Here is a 22,672-nt window from a genome sequence, read left to right as displayed (position 1 = left end):
TGAATCTTTAGTCAGTACTACTATCATCGTGTTCTTCCTCCTCTATGGTGTCTTCAAAAGAACCGATTTTCTTATGTAACAATTCCATTCCCTTTACAACGTTCAATGCCGTGCTTACACCTTTCAGCTCCAGCCCCAGCTCTACCAGGGTAATGGCCACTGCAGGCTGCATGCCCACCACTACAGTTTCAGCATCCATGATCTTGCTCATATTACCAATGTTACCAATAATGCGTCCCATAAATGAGTCCACAATAGATAACGCTGATATATCGATCAACACGCCCCTTGCTCCGGTTTTACTTACCATCTGCACCAGGTCACTTTCTAAATTCAGAGCCAAACGGTCATACAAATCTACCTGGATAGTCACAAGCAGGAATTTGCCCATTTGGAGAACAGGTATCCTATCCATATCTAATTATAAACTGTTTTTTTCTTTTACAGATGATTTCCTTACTTCCAGCTGCAGCACAGCAAATGCATATCTTAAGGCGCTGGCCAATGTTGCTTTGGTAATAATGCTGGAGAGATCAATCCCCAGGTGCACCACGGTTTGTGCAATTTCAGGGCGAATGCCGCTGATAATACACTCCGCTCCCATTAAACGGGTAGCGCTGATGGTTTTTAAAAGATGCTGCGCCACCAGGGAATCTACTGCGGGCACACCGGATATATCCAGGATAGCAATGCTGCTGCCGGTTACTACAATTTCCTGCAGCAGGCTTTCCATTACCACCTGTGTACGGGCGCTGTCCAAGGTGCCAATAATAGGCAGGGCCAGAATGCCGTCCCACAGGCGTATTACAGGTGTAGAGATCTCTGTGATCTCATCTGTCTGGCGCAGGATCACTTCTTCCCTTCCTTTAATAAAAGTTTCAAAAGTGGTTATACTAAAACTATCGATCAGCTTGTTCAGCTTAAACATAACGGATAACAGCTGTGCCGGATCGCTCTTCAGCTCTTCCTGTATGGTCTGTAACAGCGCCTCTTTCAGGCTAAAGATATATGCGCCGGTTTCCCGCGGTGAAAAACCCTGGCGGGCACGGGAAATAGAGATACCGGATAATATTTCCACTACATTTTCAAAGTCAGCTGATTGGGCATCTTCCAGGTTATTATCATTCAATGATCTTACCAGGGCTTCCAGCAGCTCTTCTGACTGAGCACGCAGCTCTTCATTGCTCATCAGATCTTCACGCAGGCTTTCATCTGCAAGCTGGTTCTTCATCCATTGTTCCAGGACCTGTTTCTTTTTTTTCAAAAATACCTTGGAGATATCAATTTTCATGTTGTATCAATTAAAGTGCTTAATATAAATAAAGTGTGGTATACAAACGGAACGGGGCTCTTATAGCCAGAACCCTATTTTGATGACGACCTGTAAGCTACCTGTAATGATTTTTGTGCAATTGCTCACGACATAAACAAACAAAGCAATTCATAGTATTAATAAATATTTATAATACTATGAAGCCGAAAAGCATGATGTAAACTGTTGTAGAACTGACACGGAACCTTGTGCTACGTAGCAACGAATGTCAGGAAAATTTGTAGTATTTGCAAAGCGCGCTTAAAATAAAAACGGTTTATTTTATTGATGAGAACGGTGTAAAACAAATCATGATAGTATAAAGATACTATCATGATCATTGAAAAACGATTGGCTACCTGCACCCGCAGGAACAGCTCTTTTATTTACCGGTTACCACACTATTCAGGAACTCCTCAATATTCGTATAGCCATCATGGTCACGGTCTGTTACCGCATCCTTTGCATCTTTTGGATCCAGGTGATGCTGTATTTCCCAGCTATCCGGCATACCATCATTATCCGCATCTTTATACCGCGTGCCTTTGTATTCCGGATAACCGCCTACCTGATCGGGATGCGTGATAATACCCAGCTTGTAGGAATCTGCCGGCAGGCGGCGTTTAATAAATTTACTGGCAGTGTTGGGGCCGCCACCGGTATACAAGATCTTACCGGTCCTCACCTGTTCGGCTATACGTTTATCTACTGCGTCCCTTTTAGGTAAGGTAGCACCGGCGTGTGCCGGCACATAAACATAAGCTTCCTTTGCGGTCATAACAGGAAATTTAGCAATGGGGAAAGGCTCATTTACCCGAATGGCTTTTGTATACTCACCGGCATCCGGCATTTCCCCGATCTGCACACCACCGGCCCAGTTATCCTTTGTTACCACCTCATTACCTTCCATAATATTACCGGCCACATAGGCCTGGCCGTAATGGTTGGCATCTGTTCTATCCCGGTTGCCTTCCGGCTTTAAAATGCGGTGGCCGATCGGTTTATCCAGCGGTGTTATAGGGCCGGGTTTAAAGTAGTTATTAATGAAATTAAATTTTGAACGATGATCGCCGCCATCTGCGCTGCGGTTCCACCAGTTAAACACCACGTTGTTCACAAAACCAAAGTCGCCATACATACCTATGGAAGGGTTGCGGCTAATATTGCTGCACCACATGTTGCGCATAAAGGTGCTGTTTAAGCCGCCAATGGTGCTGCCAAAGGCATGGTTATAAACGTCCAGGGCTTCCGAAAAAATGGAGTTCTGGATGGTAATATTTACCGTGGGCAGCTTCTCCGGTTTGGAGCCATCGCCTTTGTCATATACGTGCCGGTACATGGACATATTTTCATCCAGCCCCCAGCTGGCAGATACATGGTCTATCATAATATTGCCCACACCATTGCCGCCCAGCGCATCATCACGGCGGGTTACCTCGGTGGCGCCACGGCGAAAGCGCATGTAACGGATCACCACATCATGCGTATCGATCCATACGGATTCACCGGCTACGCACACCCCATCGCCGGGCGCTGTTTGCCCTGCAATGGTGATGTACGGCGCACGTATACTGACAGGACTTTTCAAATGAATAATACCGGCTACATTAAATACCACTATGCGGGCGCCTCCCTGTTCACAGGCGTCGCGGAATGTGCCGGGGCCACTATCTGCCAGGCTGGTAACTACGCATACCTTACCTCCACGTCCGCCAAAAGTGTAAGCGCCGCCGCCTTCTGCACCGGGGAAAGCGGGGATCTTAGCCTGTGGCAGGTCTTCCGGTTTTTGCGCCCAGGGTATATAGGGTTTCCCTTTTTTTGCTTCTGCTTCAATAATGGGCATTACTTTGGTAAAAGCTATGTCCGATTGCTTTTTGTATTGCGCCATTACGGCATCGGCCGAATCTTCCATAGATTTAGGGATCACCGGGTACTGTGCGTATGCCGTGCAGGCAATGCCGCTCATACCGATTACAGTGAACAGTTGAAAAAAGAGCGTCTTCATATCAGGCATATATTATTGTGCGTTAATAACCATCGTTCTGTTTAAACTCGCTTTTATTGGTAACTGCATCCAGCTGGGCCTGTGGTATGGGGCGCAGCGTGTGATAAGATTTTATGTAGGCAGCGGCATCCGGGTTATGCGATGTAACGCGCTCCAGCAGCTTGCCGGTACGCTTCAGGTCAAACCAGCGCAGCTGCTCGCCGGCAAGCTCACGTGCACGTTCATCCAGTATAAAATCTATATTAATGGCAGCCGGCTTCACTTCCATAGCTGCTTCCTTTCCCGGAATAATGGCCCGTTTGCGCAGGTTATTGATGTACAGGGCGGCAGAATCCAGCTTACCCAGCTTCATTTGCGCTTCGGCCACTACCAGATACATTTCGGCCAGGCGTATCAAAAATGCATCGCGGGAACTTTGCGGCTCCGTAGCCGATCCACGGGTAGGGTCTGCAAACTTTTGCAGGGTGATGTAGTGGAAGCGGTCCTTAGGTTTGCCATTTGCATCATAGATATCATCCCGGTCATAAGTGGTATAACGGTAACGGGTACTGTATTTCTGCTGGAAATTGTCAACCGGGTATTTGCTTACAAATACGGCGGTATCGCCCACCTCAAATTTATTTTGACCAACTAAGGGGGCCAGTGCCGGGTTTTGTGCGGCATCAGCAGTAGTCCACTTAGGTAGTGTTTTGCTGTTGTTGGAGATCCAGGCCTGTTTGAAAGAGGCGCTGAAACGGGCATCAGATGTTTCGTCAAAAAGATCCAGCAGGAACTGTGTGGGCATCCAGCGCACATTGGCCACTTCATTGGGCACATCCGGCTGCATGCCTGGCTGGTCTATATAATTCATTACAAACATGCTGTGCCCTACATTGCTGCCTGCATTCACCTCCAGGTTTTTGGAGTAGTTAAGGCCCCATACCACTTCTACATTCTTTTCATTTTCCATCTTCCACAGATCGGCATAATTAGGCAGCAGTGAAAATTTGTAATTTTTAATTACGTTGTTCGCGTAATTACTGGCTGCCTGGTTATTGCCACGGGTAAGGTTTATACGGGCCATTAACGCTTCTGCTACCGGTTTGGTGGCGCGGCCGTAATCAGCAGCGGTGGATGGCAGATGATCTATTGCAAACTGCAGGTCGGCAAAGATCTGCTCATATATCTTTTCAACCGGGGTGCGGTTGGCGGTTGTAAGCATTCCCTCTGTAGGTTCCAGCGTAAAATTCACCGGGCCAAATGCTTCTGCCAGCAGGTAATAATACCAGGCCCGCATACAACGCAGCTCCCCTTCCAGCACCAGTTTACGGGTATCGGCCAAACCGGCGTCATTAATATGTTTTAAGCCGGTATTACATAAATTAATCGCCGCGTAACAGGGCACCCACAGATTGGTATTTACCCACAGGTTATCGGAAATAAGCCCCTGGTAGGTGGTAAGCGGTGTGTTGGGGAAAATACCGTTAATGCCCGTATTGCCATTAAAAGCAGCATTGGTCCATATATCGGTGCCGGCTTCCAGCAATGCGTAACCTTCTTCTTTACCGAACAGGCTACGGTTATAGGTATACGTAGCAGTAACGGCCGACTCAAAACCTTCCGGGGTATTGAACAGGCTTTCTACCGTGGCGCCACCCGGGTTATATTCATCCAGCTTTTTAGTGCAGGCTGTTATAGTGCATGTTGCCATTAACAGCAGTACCATCTTGTTTATATGCAGCTTCATCATTTTCTTCAGATTTTAATGATTAAAATGTAACATTCAAACCAGCCACAAACAGCTTGCTCAAAGGCTGGTCAATGATCCCTTCACTTTCCGGATCAAAGTCTTTGTTGTTACTGGAATAGAACCACAGGTTTTTGCCGGATACATAGATCCTTACATGCTCGATCTTTGCCCTGCTGATGAATGATTTAGGCACGTTGTAACCCAGTGTAACGTTGCGCAGCTTTACGTAGGAGTTCTCATACTCTGTTAAAGTGGTGATGTTTGATGAGCTGCGGGTGGCATTCGGACGCGGATAAGCGTTAGTGGGATTTTCCGGTGTCCAGTAGTCTACTGCCGATCCGTTCTGTGAACCGTTGCGCACATATTTGGCATAATAGTCAGAGCTCATCCACTGCCCTACACGGGCAATGAATAAAATGTTCAGGTCAAAATTTCCGTAGGTAAAATTGTTATTAAAACCGCCGGTCCATTTGGGTACGCGGGTACCTATAATGGTACGGTCGGCTGCGGTGATCTTCCCATCCGGTTTACCATCCGGCCCTGAAATGTCTGCCAGCTTAATATCGCCGGGTAATGCATCATACTGGGCGGCCTGCGCGGCTTCACTGGTTTGCCAGACACCCAGTTTCTTGTAGTCATAATAAATGGTGGGCGACTGCCCCAGGATCAGCGATTTGCGATAGTCGTTATCAATTACATTGCCGTTGGGCAGCTCTGTAATTTTTTCTTTATTGTGTGCATAGGAGATCGTGGAGGTCCAGTGGAAGTTACGGCTCACAATATTATTGGTGGTTAAGCTTACTTCCACGCCCCGGTTGCTGGTCTTACCTATGTTACGGCTGATGGTGGATACCCCTGTGCTGCTTGGCATGGTGTAGGGGAAGATCAGGTTATAGGTGCGTGCATCGTAATAGTCAACCGTACCGCTGATACGGTCTTTCAGCAAGCTAAAGTCAACGCCTATATTGGTGGTTGCGGTCAGCTCCCATTTCAGATCGCTGTTACCAATACTGGGATTGATGGTATAGGCTGGGGCCAGGTTGGTATCGTCGTAAGAGAACTTGATCTGCGTTAAAGTATTTTGCGTAGCGTAAGGCGCAATTACGTCGTTACCGGAAATACCGTAGCCTACCCTTAATTTCAGCTCGCTGAACAGGTGCTGCTTTTTCATAAAGTTCTCGTCACTCACACGCCATGCGCCGGCTACCGATGGGAAGAAAGCCCATTTGTTACCGGGCCCCAGCTTGGAAGATCCATCGCTACGGCCGGTGAGCGTTAACAGGTACCTGCCCTGGTAGCTATAGTTAATGCGGCCGGTAAATGATAATAATGCATACTTGTTGTAGTTACTGCCATAACCGGGCGACTGTGTTGCGCCAGCCAGGTTATACCATAGCTGTGAAGGAAAGGTTTGGTTCTTTGCAAACGCATAGCTGCCGGTACCAATGTTTTGTATATAACTGGTTACGCCTGTAACTGTAAAGGCGTGATCCTGTATTTCCCTGTTATAGGTGATGATGTTTTCCCAGCTTATAAAATTGCTTTGCGTATTGGTAACAGAAGCCTGTGAATTGGCGCCATTGCCGTTAATGGAATTCTTTCCATAAAACTGCCCGGCTACGGAGCTCCATTGCGTGGTAGAAAAAGTGGACCGGATATCCAGGCCTTTCAACGGTGTTATATCTGCATAGGCAGCGCCTGAAAAACGGTTGGTTTTTGTATTGGCGGCCCAAGAGCCGGGCTGCTCATCTACCAGGGGATTGATCTGCAAACGGTCTACCGTGTACATAACCACATTACCGGCAGAGTCATAAGGCAGGCCCAGGGGAATGGCTTTGGATGCGGCATTGAAAGGATCGCGGCGTATATTATTATTAATATTCGCATACTGGCTGCTGATACCCACTTTTAACCAGCTGTTAATCGTTTGATCCAGGTTAAAACGTGCGGTATAACGTTTATAGTCATCGCCCGCTAAAATGCCCTTTTCACGATAGTAGCCGGCGGAGAAATAGATCTTTGTTTTATCCGTACCGCCCGACACCCCTACCTGGTAGTTCTGCTGGGTACCATGGTGTAATATCAGATCGGGATAATTAATATACTGCTGGTTCCGGATGGCGTTCAGCTCTTTCTGGTTAAAGATCAGCGGATCATCTGCAACACTGTTCCAGGTACCGGCAGCGCGGTAAGCTTCGCGCTTAAACGCAACATACTCAGGCCCGCTTTGCATGCGTCCATACTTAGATACGTCTGAAACGCCGGCATAGCTGCTGAAGGTTAGTTTTGGCTTACCGGTGGTGCCTCTTTTGGTAGTGATGATGATAACGCCGTTTGCGCCGCGCGAACCGTATATGGCGGTGGAGGAAGCGTCTTTCAGCACATCTACCGATTGTATATCGTTCGGGTCAATGTCCGACATGCTTACGCCCTGTACACCATCTACAATATATAACACATTGTTTGAGCTGGCAGGGTTACCGATAGAGCGGGTACCGCGTATACGTATATTCGACTGGCCGCCTGCATAACCATTGTCACGGTAAATATCTGCACCGGGAATTTTACCCTGCAAGGCCTCAATGGTATTGGAGGCGGGCACCTTCACCGTTTCATCGCCCTTGATGGATACAACGGCACCGGTAAGGTCACGCTTTTTCACCTGACCGTAACCGATCACCACTATCTCATTTACGTTGGAGATGGCATTGCTTAATGCAATGTTCAGCTCTGTTTGTTTACCAACCGCGATCTCCTGTGTGCCATAACCTATATAGGTTACCACCAGCACGGCATTATCACCCGGTACCGGGATGGAAAATACGCCACTGGCATTGGCGGCAGCGCCCTGCGAGGTACCTTTTATATTTACCGTGGCGCCGGGCAACGGCTGTTTGGTAGCCTGGTCAATGATCTTACCGGTTACTGTTCTTTGCTGGGCCATTACATGAGCGTAACTGCCTAGCAGCAATACAATGAATAAGTATACTAACGTGGTTTTATTTTTCATAACGCAGTATTTGTTTTAGAATGGTTAAGCATAAATACACTGGTAGCTGTTTGTTGTGCTGCGCCCCAGAAAAGTTCCCAGTATGGCAAATAGATCATAAGCTGTAGTTGCATAGGTTACCTGACGTGGTTTCCGTTATTTGAACATGCGATAAAACAATCCCTCCCCTGCTAATGCATGTTTACAGGGCTATATGCCGCATAGGCGGCTATCTCCTTTAGTGTTATATTTCTATTCCGGTCTGTTCCTGCTTTTCAGCGCGCCTGATCTCTTTCCAGCCGCTGTATAACAGGCTCTTATCAATATTGGGTTTGGGAAAGAACAGGCTGGCCACATACCCTACCCCAATTACTATTAAATGGCTGTATACACCCAGCATTAATTTATGATGGGTAAAATTGTATTTACCCAGGTCCAGCAGCAGCGTTTTATGATCCCCTAAACCAATGGCCGTGGAAGTAAGAAAAGCATACGCGGTAAATAATATGCACACAATAATGGCAATGGTAATGCCCTGGTTATTGGCCCTTGCGCTTAACAGCCCTAACAGAAAAATGCCTACAATGCCGCCGGAAAAAATAGCATAGAGGGTGAAAATAATTCCTAGTACACCCTCATCGCCTGCGCTGATGTAAAACATAGCAATGAGTATAGACAGTAAGCCGGATATTACCACCAGCCACCTGCCGGCTTTCAGGTATTCCTTATCAGCGCGGTTGGGCCGGATCTTTTTATAATAGTCCTCCACACCTACAGCGGCCAGGGAATTAAGGTCGGCGCTCAGGCTGCAGATAGCGGCAGAGATCATGGCGGCGATAATAATGCCTACCACACCTGCCGGCAATTGTGTTACAATAAAATAAGGGAACACGCCATCCGGCTGCATACCGGCGGGCAGGGGCTGCTGGGTGTAGAACACAAACAGCGCGGTGCCAATGAACATAAATAAGGTCCATACCGGCACAGTAAGCAGTATGCCCATTAAAGATGCTTTGATGGCAGCCTTATCAGTACGTGCAGTTAAATAACGCTGCACTACCGTTTGATCTGTACCATATTTCTGAATGGCGTAGAATGCGCCGTTAATAGCCATTACCCAGAACGTAAGCCGGGAAAGGCTGGCATCGTAAGGGCCAAAACCGGTGCGGTGATTGGCGGATGCTACCCTCCATACTTCCGGCAAACCACCTTTCACGGAAAACAGTAACACACTGATGCAGATGATGCCGGTGGCAAAGAGCATAAACCCCTGGAATACATCCAGCCATATTACGGCTTCTATACCGCCCAGCAGATTTACCGCAATAATGATCAAACCAACTATCAGTATGATCGTTATAGTATTACCACCTGTAATGCTGTGCAGCGCAAGCGCCAGTAAAAAGAATACGGTGCCCATACCTGAGAACTGCCGCAGCACAAAGGCCAGGGAGCTGTAATACCGGGCAAAGGGGCCAAAGCGTTTTTCAAAATATTCGTAAGTGCTTAACCGTATTACCCTGCGGTACAGCGGCACTATGAACCAGATCACGCATATTAATACAATGGGTACCATCAGACCCTGTACCAGTAAGATCCAGTTGGAGGAATAACCCGTACCGGGGTAAGCCAGGAAAGTTACGCTGCTGATAAGGGTAGCCAGCAGCGACATGCCCAGCGCCCAGGCCGGAATTTTACCTTTGGCTAAAAAATAATTCTGGCTGGTTTTCTGTTTCCTGGCAAATACAAATCCAAAGGAAATAGTAGTTACCAGCAAAAGAATAATGATGACGTGGTCTATTATATGCAATGATGTATTCATAATGTGGCATTGCTTATTGCATGAGTGGAAAAAGATCTAATGGCGGCCATTCGTAGCTGCCTGGTTTTAACGTGAGATGCAATTCTTCGTTACCCTGTACACGCATACGCGTTACCCCCGGCGCCAGCGCCATAGTGGGGTATAATCTGTCAATACCCAGCTTACGCATTACGGCAGCAGCGGTGGAGCCGCCTTCTATCAGTATTTCATGCAGCGTGGCCTGGCCGGCAATAAAGGCTGCTGCTTCCGCCATCTTGTTCCGTATGTTCAGTGCATGCGCTCTGTCATCCTCCATTTGCGGATGTACGGCTATGCTCACTTTCCCTTCCTGTTTCAGCTGTTGCAATGTGTCTTCCATCCAATGCTGAAATAATTGCGCATCTCCCGTAGTATCCAGCACAGCGGGCATGTAGCTTACGGGAAATCCATCCTGCTCTATTTTCTTCACAAATGCACGGCTTTTATGAAATGCGCTGCCGCAGATCATCAACGCAGGCGGCTGCAGGGTAGCGCTGCTTTTTTCCATGATCACGGGGCGCATATTCCTTGCTTCTAAAATAGTGGCAAAAAATTCTGCTGCGCCGGCTACCAGTGTACCCGCATCCAGCTTTTTACTCCATGCAACCAGGTCGGTGCTGCTCTCCACTTCCGCTACCACAATGCCGGTCTCCGGCTGTGGCGCATGGTGTGGCAGCACCTGTATATCGCCGTCCTTTGCCTGCAGCAGCTCCGTTATGCCGGAGCTGTATACCGGAAATTCCGGATCCTGCGAAAAGCTGCTCTGGTGCAGGGGACGGCCATTCAGTAAATAAGTGCTATTCACTACGGTTCTGCCCAATCCCGGGTTAGCCGGTACTATCAAAGCTTTGGGCAGCTGCAATAATTCCTGCTGCAGCTGTATTTCCGCCAATACATGACCGCGTAATACAGAATCTATTTTTTTAAACAGCAGTGTGGGCTGCAATGCTTTCAGTCCCGCACATATTTCCGTTATCACTGCTTTGGCAGCGGTTTTGGACAGGGATCGGGTATCGGTGTCAATGATCAGCAGGTCTGCATTGGTATGCAGGTTCACCGTGGTGGTGATCTCCGCCATTAAACCGTACTTCAATGCCAGCCCGCCTATTTCTGCTGCACCGGTCAGGTCATCTGCAATTACTACCATCATAAGGGCTGCCTGTTTTTAGATAACTGTACAGCAGATTCAATGGCCAGTAACATAGCGTCTGCGCTGGCAATGCCTTTGCCGGCAATTTCAAATGCAGTGCCATGGTCTACAGAGGTGCGTACAATGGGCAGGCCCATGGTGATGTTCACGCCTTTCACGCTATCCATCTGTTGTTTTTCCGCATTCCATTTAAAGCCGGAGAGTTTGAATGGAATATGCCCCTGGTCATGATACATGGCTACAATACCGCCGTAATAACCGGTAGCTGCTTTAGCAAATAAAGTATCCGGCGGCACAGGGCCGTCTACCTCGTAACCCAGGCGGCGGGCTTCTTCCACGGCAGGTAATATTTCCATCTCATCCTCCGTACCAAACAAACCGGCATCCCCTGCATGCGGGTTTAAACCGGCAATACCTATTTTTAAATTCGTTTCATTCAGCTGTATTAAACCATTGCGCAGCAGCTCCGTTACTTCCAGTATGCGGTCTTTCTTTACCAGGTCGCAGGCCTGCCGCAGGGATACGTGGGTGGATACGTGGATCACCTTCAGATGCTCCTCCACCAGCAGCATGGCGTATTTTTTAGTGCCGGTGAAATGTGCATATATTTCCGTATGCCCGGCAAAGTGATGGCCTGCTTCGTTAATGGATTTTTTATTAATAGGACCGGTGACCGTGGCTGCTATTTCCCCTGCCATGGCCATATCAATTACTTTTTTCACTGCTTCAAAAGCGGCATTGCCTGCCATAGCAGATACTTTCCCGAACTCCAGCACTGCCATATCCACATTCTGCAGGTCAATCACATCTATTTGCTGTAACCGGAATTTTGCTTCCGCTGCATGCTGAATAGCGTTTACCGCAGCGGGTAAGCCCAGGCGGGTAATAATATCGCGGAACACAGCCGCATCGCCCACCAGCAGCGGGCGGCAAATGGCGTGTATGTGCTCATTCAACAGCGCTTTCACTGCAATCTCCGGCCCAATGCTGGCCGGGTCGCCCATGGTAATTCCTATTATTGGTTTCTGATCAGTCATTATTAAATCCTGTTAATGTTATTTAAATCACCAAATACAGTGCGCACTTCCTGCATCAGCTTTTGTTCTTCGGCGGCAGGCAGGCGGTACAGCGGTGGCAGCACCTCCGGCCAGCAGAGCTCATAAGCGGCCAGCATGGCCTTAAAGGCGGCCAGCGACTGACTCAGGATCCTGTCTTTCTGGTACATTTCAGAGATCTGATCTGCTTTTTGCTGTGCCTGTGCAGCGGCTACGGTATCGCCTGCACGTACGCTGTCATATATTTTGCGGTATACAGCCGGCGCCAGGTTACCACTACTGGGCACAATACCATCTGCACCTTGTTCCAGGGCTGAGCGGGATTGCAGGGCCCAGCCCAGTAAATAGGAAAAATCTTCACGGTCCTTCCATAAAGCAGTAGCCGTGCTAATACGCTCCACGCCTTTTTCAGAATCTTTAAATCCAACAATGTTGGGATGCGCACTTAATTGCTCCACCACCTCCAGCGGAATAGACAAATGTGTGGTGGCCGGAATGTTATACAGTACTAAGGCGCATGGCAACGCATCTGCCAGCGCGGTAAAGTAGCGCAGCATTTGCTCCGGCGCCACCGGGTAGTAGGATGGCATAGTGCTCACCAGCACATCTGCGCCCAGGCCGTGATAGGCTTTACCTTCCTCCACCGCATCCTGCAGGCTGTTTCCCGACAGGCCGGCATACACCAGCGCACGGCCGCTGTTAGCTTTAACAGCAGCCGTGACCAGCGTTGCTCTTTGGTGACGTGAAATAGAAGCTGCTTCCCCGGTAGTACCTAAAATAAAGGGATGTGTTTTCCCGGTTATTAAATGATCCACCAGCTTTTGTACGGCTGCTTCATCAATGGTATGCTGCGTCGTAAAGGGTGTCATCATAGGCACCACTACCCCGCTATATTTCTTTTCGCTTTTCATGCTACTACTTTATTAAAAGCGGCCCGGTAAATGTTAACCGCATCCTGTTGGGTAACGGGCCGCAGGTTGTTCTTCAATAGCCGCTGGATCTTCAGGACATCTTCCGCCATCTTATCAATACTGTCAAAAGGAATGTTCAGCTCTTCCAGGGAAGCAGGCAGGCCGCAATCGCTGATCAGCTTTTTGATCAGGTCAATGCCCTGGCGGGCGGTAGCCATATCAGACTGGCCTGGTGCAGCGCCCAATGCAAGGCCAATCTGTGCATGCCGTTCCGGCGCGGCCGGCAAATTAAACTCCATAACATAAGGCAGCAGCAATGCAATGGACAAACCATGCGGCACGTGGTATGATACACCCAGCGGGTAAGACAGCGCATGCACGGCCGCCGTATTTACCGGGCCTAAGCACATGCCGCCGTACATGCTCCCCAATGCTACCTGCGCACGCGCTTCCAGATCCTGCCCGTTGTCACACGCACGTTTCAGGTAGCGGGCGATCAGCCGTACCCCTTCCAGCGCAATAAGGTCTATAACAGGATGCGCAAAATTATTCGTGTATGCTTCCAGGCAATGCGTTAACGCATCAATGCCGGTGGAGGCTGTAATGGAGGCCGGTACACTCAGCGTCAGCGCAGGATCAATATACGCGGCATCCGGCACCAGGAAAGGGCTTATCACGCCCACCTTAGCGCCGCTATCATCTATAAACAATGCATTGGGCGATACCTCACTGCCGGTGCCGGAAGTAGTGGGAATGCAGGCCAGGTAAGTTTTGCGCTCTTTCAGGTTACGGATGCCAATTACCTCCGCCGTCGTTTGTGTGTTCTTAATTTGAGCAGCTATTAGTTTGGCTACATCCAGCACGCTGCCACCGCCAATACCAACTATACTATCGGCCCCAAAAGATCTTGCTTCTGCCAGCAGCTTTTCAAAATCATTAAAGGAGGGTTCTCCTGCAATGCGGTCATTCACCTGTATGGCTACACCCTGCTGCTGCAGGGTATGCAGACCGTCTGCTATTTGCGCAGCTACCGGAGGTATGGTCACAAGGTATAAGCGCTGCAATCCCAGCGCGGTGTAGTCTGTGATAAACTGCGCAAAGCTGTTCTCCCCAAATACCAGCTTATTAGGATTTATGATCGTTACACTTTGCATGCTCTGGTTTTTCATTTTATGTAAACGTTTACATTTTTCAATCAAAAAAACGCCATTAACGCTTCCGGGCCGGATCTCCCCGGCACGGTTATACTTTTTTGTGCGCGGGTAGCCCTTCCTCACTTACTTAAACCCGCAGGACCGCCGGATCATCAGCTCCGTTTTCACGATCACATTAGCCGGCAGGCGGTCGGGCTGCTGGATCCTTTGGTACAGCAGCTCTATGGCCCTTTGCCCTATTTCAAAACCATGCTGCCGTACAGCCGTTAACGGTGGGTTCAGGGAAGTGGCCCAATACACATCATCAAAACCCACAATGGCTATTTCCTCCGGTATTTTCAGCTCCTGCTGCAGAATGGTTTCCAGCGCGCCTAAGGTCAGCAGATTATTGGCGGTAAAAATGGCGGTAGGCCTGTCCGGCAATGCCAGCAGCTGCTTGGTGATCTCTACCCCGCTGATAAAATTGGATTCTTTACCCTTTATGATCTTCTGATCTACCCGTATTCCGTAATGCTTATGTGCTGCTATATAACCGGCAATGCGTTCCTGGGTGGTGGGTATGGCAGGGTCGCCGGTAATATGTGCTATACGTTTATGGCCCAGTTTGATCAAATGCGCTACGGCGTTAAAAGCGCCTTTTTCATTATCTGATTTTACCACATCCACATTCAGATTGCTGAGGCCCCGGTCAATACATACCACGGCATGTCCGTCGTTGATCAGCTCCTCCACATCCTGGTCCTTCCCGTGGGAAGGCGCTACAATAAAGCCATCCACGGACTCTGAGCGGAGAATATCTATATATAGCTTTTCCCGTTTCGGATCCTGTGAAAAGTTGCCGATCACCACGGCGGACCCGTTTGCATAAGCATATTCCTCTATACCCCGGATCACATCTACATAGAACGGGTTTTGAATATCCGGTATCAGTAAGCCGATCAGCTTCTTGGAGCGGTTAGTGGAACGTAAGCGCTGCGCTACGCGGTTGGGATGGTAACCGGAGGTTTTGATAGCCCTTTGTACGGCCAGCCGGGTTTCGTCCTTTACCACGGGATCGCCGTTCAATACCCTGGAAACAGTGGCTATTGATACACCCGCTAAGCTGGCAACGGTTTTTAAACTGGCGACGGTTTTGGCAGTTTTCACAAAGCGATCAGATTTTTCCGTAGATTTATGTAAACGTTTTCACAACTAATCAAAGCTACAATTATTTTTGAATTTCCTATAGAGGGTGAAAAGTATTTCGCCTGATGGGTTTTGCCGGTACTCCCGGTTCTCAATACATAATATCTTTTTTGATTATTATAAACGGCATTTACATGATTAGTTTATTACAGGCCCTCTTTTACTGAAACCCAGTAACAGTAAATCTTTCACGGGATTAAAATTTCATAAGAATTAATTGCTAACCAGGTAGCTGTTATGATTTTTTATTCACTCAAAGTGATATTATTTGCTAAATCGTTTTATGATATTTATATTGAGACCAGTTTCTATCAACGTCATCAACCTTCAATATTTAATCACTCTAAACCGCTGTAGTGTGTAAGAACTTGAGCCGTTAATCAAACAACAACAATCAGGGGACAATTAATATCAACCGGGATATATGCCATGCATTCACTAAAGGATGCTGTCAATATTGTTATTCTACTATTTTATTTACTTGTTATCGACTAAACCGTGAAATCAATGCAGAGCTGACTTAACTGCTTTTAAAAGGTCCATTTTATAATCAATCTATCAAACACAGAACTATGAAAAGATTACTCATCTTTTTATCGCTATCCCTATGCGTGTTCGTAAACGCATTTGCGCAGAAGCGAGCGGTATCCGGTAATGTAAAGGATGCCGGCAACAATCCCCTCCCTGGTATAACCATTATTGAAAAGGGGACCTCTAATGGCACCGTAACCGATGGTGCTGGTAATTTCACACTACCGGTAGGCCCTAATGCAACCCTGGTGCTTTCCGGTATAGGCTTTCTTTCACAGGAGATAGCCGTAGGCAGCCAAAGCACGCTGCAGGCGCAAATGGCCATTGACAACAAAAACCTGGGCGAGGTGGTAGTAACCGCACTGGGTATTAAACGCGAGAAAAAATCACTGGGTTATGCCCTGCAGGAAGTAAGCGGCGAATCGCTGACCAATGCGCGGGAAACAAACCTCACCAACGCCCTAACCGGTAAGGTAGCTGGTTTGCAGGTGATCCGCTCCAGCAATGGCCCTGCCGGTTCTACCAAGATCACGCTGCGTGGCAACAACTCGCTCACCGGTACCAATCAGCCGCTGATAGTAGTGGATGGTATTCCCATGGACAACTTCATCGGCTCCAACAACAACGATTTCTGGAACCCTGCAAGAGATATGGGCAATGGCTTATCCGACATCAACCCGGAAGATATTGAAAGCATGTCTGTATTGAAAGGCGCTACTGCTGCGGCTTTATACGGTACACGCGCCGGTAATGGTGTGATCCTGATCACCACCAAAAGCGGTAAAAAACAAAAAGGTCTGGGTATCACCTACTCTTCCCAGATCGGTTATTCTGAGATCTTTACCCGTCCTGAATTGCAGCAATCTTTTGCCCAGGGCGACCGTGGCCAGTTTGACCCCGCCGGTGAACGTGCGTGGGGGCCTGAAATTACCGGCCAGACGGTAAAAGACTGGCAGGGTAAGGATGCCCCGCTGGCAGCCTATGATAACCTGGATGGTTATTTTGGCAGAGGCCTCAATGTAAAGAACAGCATTTCCTTTCAGCAGCAGGTAAGCGAAGGTACCTCCATCTACTCCTCCGTTACCCGCCTTACTGATAAAGGTATTATCCCAGGCACCAAGCTGAATCGTACCAACCTCACTGCACGCGCTGTATCCCGCTTTGGGCCCGGCAACCGTTGGAGCACCGATACCAAAGTTCAGTATATTAACTCCGATGCGGTAAACCGCCCGCAGAACGGCATGAACGACAGCAATCCGTTCAGCACCATGTATATGCTGCCGGTGAACCTGAACATCCGCGATTTCAGCGCCGCTAAAAGAGACGATGGTAAAATGCTATGGTATGGTACCAGCAGCAAGGTGAATCCTTACTGGGCCTCCCGCTACAACCTGAACCAGGACATACGCGACCGTTTCATGATGACCGGTACTGTAAAATATGAGATCACCGACTGGCTGAGCGCAGAAGCAAGAGGCGGTGCAGATATCTATACCACCAGCTACGAAGCAAAACGCTATGCAGGCAGTCCCAGCCCGGCTAACGGCAGTTATAGCCAGGGTAAGGAAACCTTCAGTGAGATCAACTACAGCGCTTTGATCTCTGCCCATAAAGACAACCTGTTCGGCAAGCTGGGTGGTACGGCCTCTATAGGCGGTAACCTGATGAAGCAGAAAAGAAGCCGCCTGGATGCCAGCGTTGGCGAGCTTCAGATCCCTGATTTCTTTTCAGTGAACAACGGTAAATCCAGCCCTTCCGTAACTGAAGTAGTAAGTGAGAAAAGGATCAATTCCTTATACGGTACAGTGGGAGTGAACTGGGATGCTTACTGGTTTGTAGACGCTACTTTCCGTAACGACTGGTCATCTGCCCTCAGCCCTGACAAACGTTCCTTCTTCTACCCTTCTGTAAGCACCTCACTGGTAGTAACAGAAATGATCGAGCGTATGGGTGGCAATGTACCATCCTGGATCACCTACGGTAAATTACGCGGCTCCTACGCCCAGGTAGGTAATGACCTGGCAGCCTATGAGCTGTATAATACCTACGAAGTAAGTAAAGATCCTAACGGCAACACCGTAGTAAAAAGAAAGAACACCCTGTATGATCAGAACGTACGCAATGAGCTGATCCGTTCTCTTGAAGTAGGCGCAGAAGCACGCTTTTTCAATGGCCGTGTAGGCATGGACGTAGCCCTCTATAAAACCAATGCTACCAACCAGCTTATTAACCTGCCCATGGATCCGCTGAGCGGTTATTCCTTCAGGAAAATCAATGCCGGCAATATCCAGAACAAAGGGATAGAAGTAATGTTAAACGGGCGTGTGCTGGATAAACCCAAGGGTATTTCCTGGGATATGACCGTGAATTACTCCGTGAATGATAACACTGTTAAGGAGCTGACCAATGATGTGAGCCTGTATTCCCTGGGCGGTTATGACGACGTACAGGTATATGCAGAAACCGGCAAAAAGTTTGGTGAGATCTATGGTACCGCTTTCCAGCGCGTAACGGATGCCAGCAGCCCTTACTTCGGTAAGATCGTTGTAAACGCCAACGGCCTTCCCCTGGCTACACAGAACAAAGTAAGACTGGGCAACCAGCAGGCCAGCGGCTTATTAGGTGTAGGTAATACCTTCTATTGGAAAAGCCTTTCCCTGGGCTTCCAGGTAGATGCCCGCTTTGGTGGTAAAATGTTCTCCGGAACATTGATCTCTATGCAAAGGGCCGGTACTGCTGCTGAAACAGTAGTGAATGGCAAACGCGAGAATTTCATAGTAGATGGCGCGGTGTATAATGCAGACACCAAAACCTACGAACAGAACACCGTGGCTGTATCTGCACAGGATTACTGGATGAACAGCATTGGCGCCACCAATGTTGGTATTGTAGAAGCTAACCTGTATGATGCTTCCAACATCCGCTTAAGGAATGTGCAGCTGAGCTACTCCCTGCCGGCCAAACTGCTGTCCCGCACACCGGTTCAGCGTGCCAGCATTGGTTTCTCCTGCAACAACGTATGGTTAATATCCAGCCATCTGAAAGGTATTGACCCGGAATCTGTTTTTGCAACCAATACCAACGCTACCGGTTTTGAGAATGGCAGCGCGCCTACTACCCGTACTTTCCTGTTTAACTTATCCGTTAGTTTCTAATTGCTGAAAAAGGACATTTATGAAAAATATTATAAAGAGCACATTTGTACTGTTTGCAGCCAGCCTGCTTGTACAATCCTGCTCAAAGTTTGAAGAGATCAACAGAGATCCGAAGTCTGCCAATGAAGCGCAGGTAGAGGTGGAATATGCACTGAATGGCTCTATCATTGGTGCACAAATGAACCCGGATGTAGCCGAACGTTCCTTTGTATTGTATTGGAAAACCGGCGGCCGCCAGCATCGTCAGGGCGGCTTATCCAGCGGCGGCTATGATGACGGCTGGACCACGGCCTATTACAATTCCGTATCCGGCTGGCTGAATGGGGTGAACCTGGCCGTGGAGCTGGCTACCAAAAGGATTGGTACCGATGCCGAGAAGCCTTACACCAAAAACCTGCTGCAGGTAAGCCGTATCTGGCGCGCGTACCTGTTAAGCGAAATGTCGGACAACTTTGGGCCTATTCCCATTAAAGCATTCCAGGGTGTGAATCCAGAGTTTGTAAGTGTAAAGGATGTGTATTATTACTTACTGCAGGAGCTGAAAGAATCTGTAGCAGCCATTGACGAAAGCGTGGTGAATACAGATGAAGTAAAGAAATACGATCCTGCATTTGCTTTTGACTATAACAAATGGAAACGTTACGGTAACTCCCTGCGTATGCGTTTGGCCATGCGTTTATCAGAAGTAGATCCCGGCAAGGCGAAAACAGAGTTTGAAGAAGCGGCTAATTCAGGTTTGCTGCTCACAGAATCATCGCAGATCTTTAAAGTGCAGGAAAAACCAGGATGGGACGACCTGACCGGCGTAATGAGCCGCGAATGGAATGCCCAGCTGATATCTGCTACGCTGAATAACCTGTACATTAACTTAGGCGGTATTCCATCTGCAGCGCAGCTGCCGGATTCCCTGCAATCTCACATTAAGCCCGCTAACTGGGCAGGGCTGCGGTTCTTAAACCATTTCTCCCAGCGTACCAATGAGCCTATGGCTGGTTACTGGTTTGATGGTTTACAGAATACCATTGATCCGCGTGCATACAAAACCTTCATCATTCCCGGCCAGTTCAACAACCCGGATTTTTGCGCGTATCCTTCTTACACCAGCGATGCTAAGAACACCGTACGCAGCCTGGACGACTTTGGAAATGTAAATGCTGCTTATACATGGAATGCTACCACTACCGGTGACTGGGGAACGAAAGGCGCAAAAAATAAAATGTTCACCTACGAGGGTACCAACCCGCGCCTGGCATTACGCTTCCGTAACAGTACGGCACAACGCATCTTCTTTGCACCATGGGAAACTTATTTCCTGCTGGCAGAAGGCGGTGTAAGAGGCTGGACCACTCCTATGACTGCGCAGGCAGCATATGAAGCCGGTATTGGCAGCAGCTTTGAATACTGGGGCGTGAGCCAGTTCCTGGGAACTTACCTGGCGTCACAGGCCTATAACAATGATGGTACCTCCGTAAGCTGGACCCACACCGTGGAACCAGGCGCTACGCATACCATGAACTACAAGGACGGTTATACCGGTACTGCCGGCACCGTGAACATTGCTTACCCGGTGAACACTTTGTACAAGAATGGCGCTGTCCGTAATGACCAGCTAACCAAGATCATTACACAGAAGTTCATTGCACAGGTGCCCTGGTTACCGCTGGAATCCTGGAGCGATCAGCGCCGGCTGGGCTTACCGTTCTATGAGAACCCGGCTATTGAAAATCCGTTGCCTAACCTGCCGGGACTTACTGCTGCTAATTTTATGACCAGCAATATCCAGTTCTTCCCGCAGCGTATTAAATACCCCAGCAGCCTGGCCAGCAGCAATGCAAATGGTTACCAGCAGGCCACTGCTTTGCTGAATGGTACCGATGCCATCCTGACGCCGCTCTGGTGGGCAAAACATTAATTTGATCTGGTATGGAGTATAAAGGACCGGCTGAAAGGCCGGTCTTTTTTTTGTAACGTGATGCTGTAAATTTTGTAACTGATAAGATTACACTAAGTGCCTTTCGTTGCAGGCTGGATTATAATTTAGTAAATTCAGGATTTTGTAAACAAATGGAATATGGTTATCATTGGAGACCTGCATGGTGGTTACCCGGAGCTCCTTTATAAGATTAAAAAGTATAAACTGGAAAACACATCCTTTATCCAGGTGGGTGACTGGGGATTAGGATTTCAGCGCTGTGAGCTGGATATGAAAACACTGGTTCAAATTGATAGCTTCCTGCAGGAACAGGCAAACCGGCTTTATATTATAAGAGGCAACCATGACAATAAATGGTTCTGGGATAACCGGGATGCATTGAAGCTGCAGCAGATCCTGTTAGTACAGGATTATGAGCTGTTAGTGATCGACGGTAAGAAAATATTATTTATTGGCGGCGGTATTTCCATTGACCGGATGGGTAGAACAGAAGGACAGGATTATTGGAAAGATGAAGTGGTTAATTTTGATGAGCTGCGCTTACAATCCGCCTGCTCAGAAGGGATTGATATAATGGTTACGCATATTGCACCGCGGGAAGCATGGCCGCATGTACTGAATGACCTCGTTTATCATTACATTGATCAGGAAAAGCTTGCCGGCAGATACCTGTTGGCAACCGAGCTTGAAGAGGAAAGGCAGATCATGAGTAATGTCTTAACGGCGGTAAAAGCAGCCGGATGTAAGGAATGGTATTACGGGCATTACCATGAATCTTATGTGGAGGATAAGGATGGCATTAGCTTCCGGTGTTTAGGTGTCCAGGAAATATATGAGCGGCAGCCTTTATAGCCGCCTTCGCTAATGTGTTTAACCCCAAAGTGACTTTTTGCAGTTTTTAACCTGAAAAGTATCAGTTAAACCCACTGTTGCTGCAAGTAACTTTGCAGAATGAAAATATCAACTATCTCACGTCCCAGGATGCATTTCACGAACGATCACGAATGGATTGATTATAATGGCACTGTGGGTTTCGTGGGCATTTCCGCTTTTAAACTTAAGGGCATTAAAAAAATTGATAGCATAAAATGGCACCGGCAGCGTGGAACCGTTAATAAAGGCTTGCTGGTGGCCGAACTCCATTCTGAAGACTACAGCATTCCTATACACGCCCCTGTGAGCTGCGTAATTTTAGGCCCTAATCCCAAACTGGCCGACCGGTTAGACCTGATCCTGGAAAGCCCCCAGGACAATGGTTGGGTATTTTTTCTCAGCCCCTTAAAATTTGGTACCCCGGATCCATTACTCTCCCCGGAAGAATATCAAAAGCTGACCAGTGTTAAAATTTACTGAGTGTAATGGCGGAGCATACTTTAATAAAGTCAGGCTGCTATATAAACGGCGCATATAGCATTTTAGTAAATTATTTGAATGATGACGACAGATAAATATTTATTACTCATAACGGAGCAACTGAAGAGCGCACCGCATAATAAGCAGGTAGAAGTAATTATTCTACAATCTATAGCAGATATTGAGAAAAAAGAAGGTGCAGATCTGATTAAGCCCTTTCTGATCAAATTGCGGAGCTGGTTAGAAGATCTATCGCCGCTTGATTGCGACAGTACGCAGTGGAGTCGCTTACGTTATGCTGTTATATATCTCCGGGAATCTTTGATGATGGACTTTGTTTTAAATGGAGAATCTATAAGCAGCTTATAAT

Annotated in this window: 16 protein-coding genes; 5 read left to right on the top strand and 11 right to left on the bottom strand. The window is 48.1% G+C overall.

All coding sequences use genetic code 11. The annotated features are described in order from the left end of the window. Nucleotides 1-7: 7 nt before the first annotated feature. The 11 genes from BMZ54_RS23400 to BMZ54_RS23350 all read right to left on the bottom strand — a co-directional run bounded on the left by BMZ54_RS23400 (nt 8) and on the right by BMZ54_RS23350 (nt 15,291). Nucleotides 8-391, bottom strand: coding sequence for an STAS domain-containing protein (locus tag BMZ54_RS23400; RefSeq protein ID WP_394332722.1), 384 nt, complete (start codon nt 389-391; stop codon nt 8-10). 30 nt (nt 392-421) lie between these two features. After that, nucleotides 422-1,291, bottom strand: a complete 870-nt coding sequence (locus BMZ54_RS23395; protein ID WP_089918001.1) for an STAS domain-containing protein — start codon at nt 1,289-1,291, stop codon at nt 422-424. A gap of 403 nt (nt 1,292-1,694) precedes the next feature. After that, a complete protein-coding gene (locus tag BMZ54_RS23390) occupies nt 1,695-3,317 on the bottom strand; it encodes a pectate lyase family protein (protein ID WP_089918487.1) in 1,623 nt (540 codons plus the stop codon). 22 nt (nt 3,318-3,339) lie between these two features. Beyond that, a complete protein-coding gene (locus BMZ54_RS23385) occupies nt 3,340-5,046 on the bottom strand; it encodes a RagB/SusD family nutrient uptake outer membrane protein (RefSeq protein ID WP_238386661.1) in 1,707 nt (568 codons plus the stop codon). 19 nt (nt 5,047-5,065) lie between these two features. After that, entirely contained in the window at nt 5,066-8,056 is a 2,991-nt protein-coding gene (locus tag BMZ54_RS23380; protein WP_238386660.1) for a SusC/RagA family TonB-linked outer membrane protein, read from the bottom strand. A gap of 223 nt (nt 8,057-8,279) precedes the next feature. After that, nucleotides 8,280-9,857: a sodium:solute symporter family protein gene (locus BMZ54_RS23375; RefSeq protein WP_089917999.1), complete on the bottom strand. Its 1,578-nt coding sequence runs from the start codon at nt 9,855-9,857 to the stop codon at nt 8,280-8,282. A 13-nt stretch (nt 9,858-9,870) separates the two neighbouring features. Continuing rightward, complete coding sequence (locus BMZ54_RS23370) at nt 9,871-11,025, bottom strand: four-carbon acid sugar kinase family protein (RefSeq protein WP_089917998.1); 1,155 nt, start codon at nt 11,023-11,025, stop codon at nt 9,871-9,873. Beyond that, on the bottom strand, nt 11,022-12,062 hold the full coding sequence (gene pdxA, locus BMZ54_RS23365) for a 4-hydroxythreonine-4-phosphate dehydrogenase PdxA (protein WP_202909337.1): 1,041 nt from the start codon (nt 12,060-12,062) through the stop codon (nt 11,022-11,024). The genes BMZ54_RS23370 and pdxA overlap by 4 nt, the downstream gene beginning before the upstream one ends. 2 nt (nt 12,063-12,064) lie before the next feature. Further along, nucleotides 12,065-12,991 carry a dihydrodipicolinate synthase family protein gene (locus tag BMZ54_RS23360; protein ID WP_089917996.1) on the bottom strand — a complete coding sequence of 309 codons (927 nt, stop codon included), beginning with the start codon at nt 12,989-12,991 and terminating at the stop codon, nt 12,065-12,067. After that, nucleotides 12,988-14,160 carry an iron-containing alcohol dehydrogenase gene (locus BMZ54_RS23355; RefSeq protein ID WP_089918481.1) on the bottom strand — a complete coding sequence of 391 codons (1,173 nt, stop codon included), beginning with the start codon at nt 14,158-14,160 and terminating at the stop codon, nt 12,988-12,990. The genes BMZ54_RS23360 and BMZ54_RS23355 overlap by 4 nt, the downstream gene beginning before the upstream one ends. Nucleotides 14,161-14,268: 108 nt before the next feature. Further along, nucleotides 14,269-15,291 (bottom strand): LacI family DNA-binding transcriptional regulator, encoded by a 1,023-nt coding sequence (locus BMZ54_RS23350; RefSeq protein WP_089917994.1) that lies wholly within the window; start codon nt 15,289-15,291, stop codon nt 14,269-14,271. Nucleotides 15,292-15,902: 611 nt separating this feature from the next. On the opposite strand from BMZ54_RS23350, the gene BMZ54_RS23345 reads away from it, so the two are divergent. The 5 genes from BMZ54_RS23345 to BMZ54_RS23325 all read left to right on the top strand — a co-directional run bounded on the left by BMZ54_RS23345 (nt 15,903) and on the right by BMZ54_RS23325 (nt 22,671). Then, nucleotides 15,903-19,016 (top strand): SusC/RagA family TonB-linked outer membrane protein, encoded by a 3,114-nt coding sequence (locus BMZ54_RS23345; protein WP_089917969.1) that lies wholly within the window; start codon nt 15,903-15,905, stop codon nt 19,014-19,016. Nucleotides 19,017-19,035: 19 nt separating this feature from the next. Further along, nucleotides 19,036-20,928 (top strand): SusD/RagB family nutrient-binding outer membrane lipoprotein, encoded by a 1,893-nt coding sequence (locus tag BMZ54_RS23340; RefSeq protein ID WP_089917966.1) that lies wholly within the window; start codon nt 19,036-19,038, stop codon nt 20,926-20,928. Nucleotides 20,929-21,087: 159 nt separating this feature from the next. Then, entirely contained in the window at nt 21,088-21,801 is a 714-nt protein-coding gene (locus tag BMZ54_RS23335) for a metallophosphoesterase (protein WP_089917964.1), read from the top strand. 99 nt (nt 21,802-21,900) lie between these two features. Then, nucleotides 21,901-22,302, top strand: coding sequence for a glycine cleavage system H family protein (locus BMZ54_RS23330; RefSeq protein WP_089917962.1), 402 nt, complete (start codon nt 21,901-21,903; stop codon nt 22,300-22,302). A 78-nt stretch (nt 22,303-22,380) separates the two neighbouring features. Next, nucleotides 22,381-22,671 (top strand): hypothetical protein, encoded by a 291-nt coding sequence (locus tag BMZ54_RS23325; protein ID WP_089917960.1) that lies wholly within the window; start codon nt 22,381-22,383, stop codon nt 22,669-22,671. Nucleotide 22,672 lies beyond the last annotated feature (1 nt).

It is taken from the genome of Chitinophaga rupis (assembly GCF_900109685.1).
In the GTDB taxonomy this organism is placed as follows: Bacteria; Bacteroidota; Bacteroidia; order Chitinophagales; family Chitinophagaceae; genus Chitinophaga; species Chitinophaga rupis.
The sequence above is the reverse complement of the archived record's forward strand: the minus strand, read 5'-3'. Positions and strand labels throughout refer to the sequence as shown.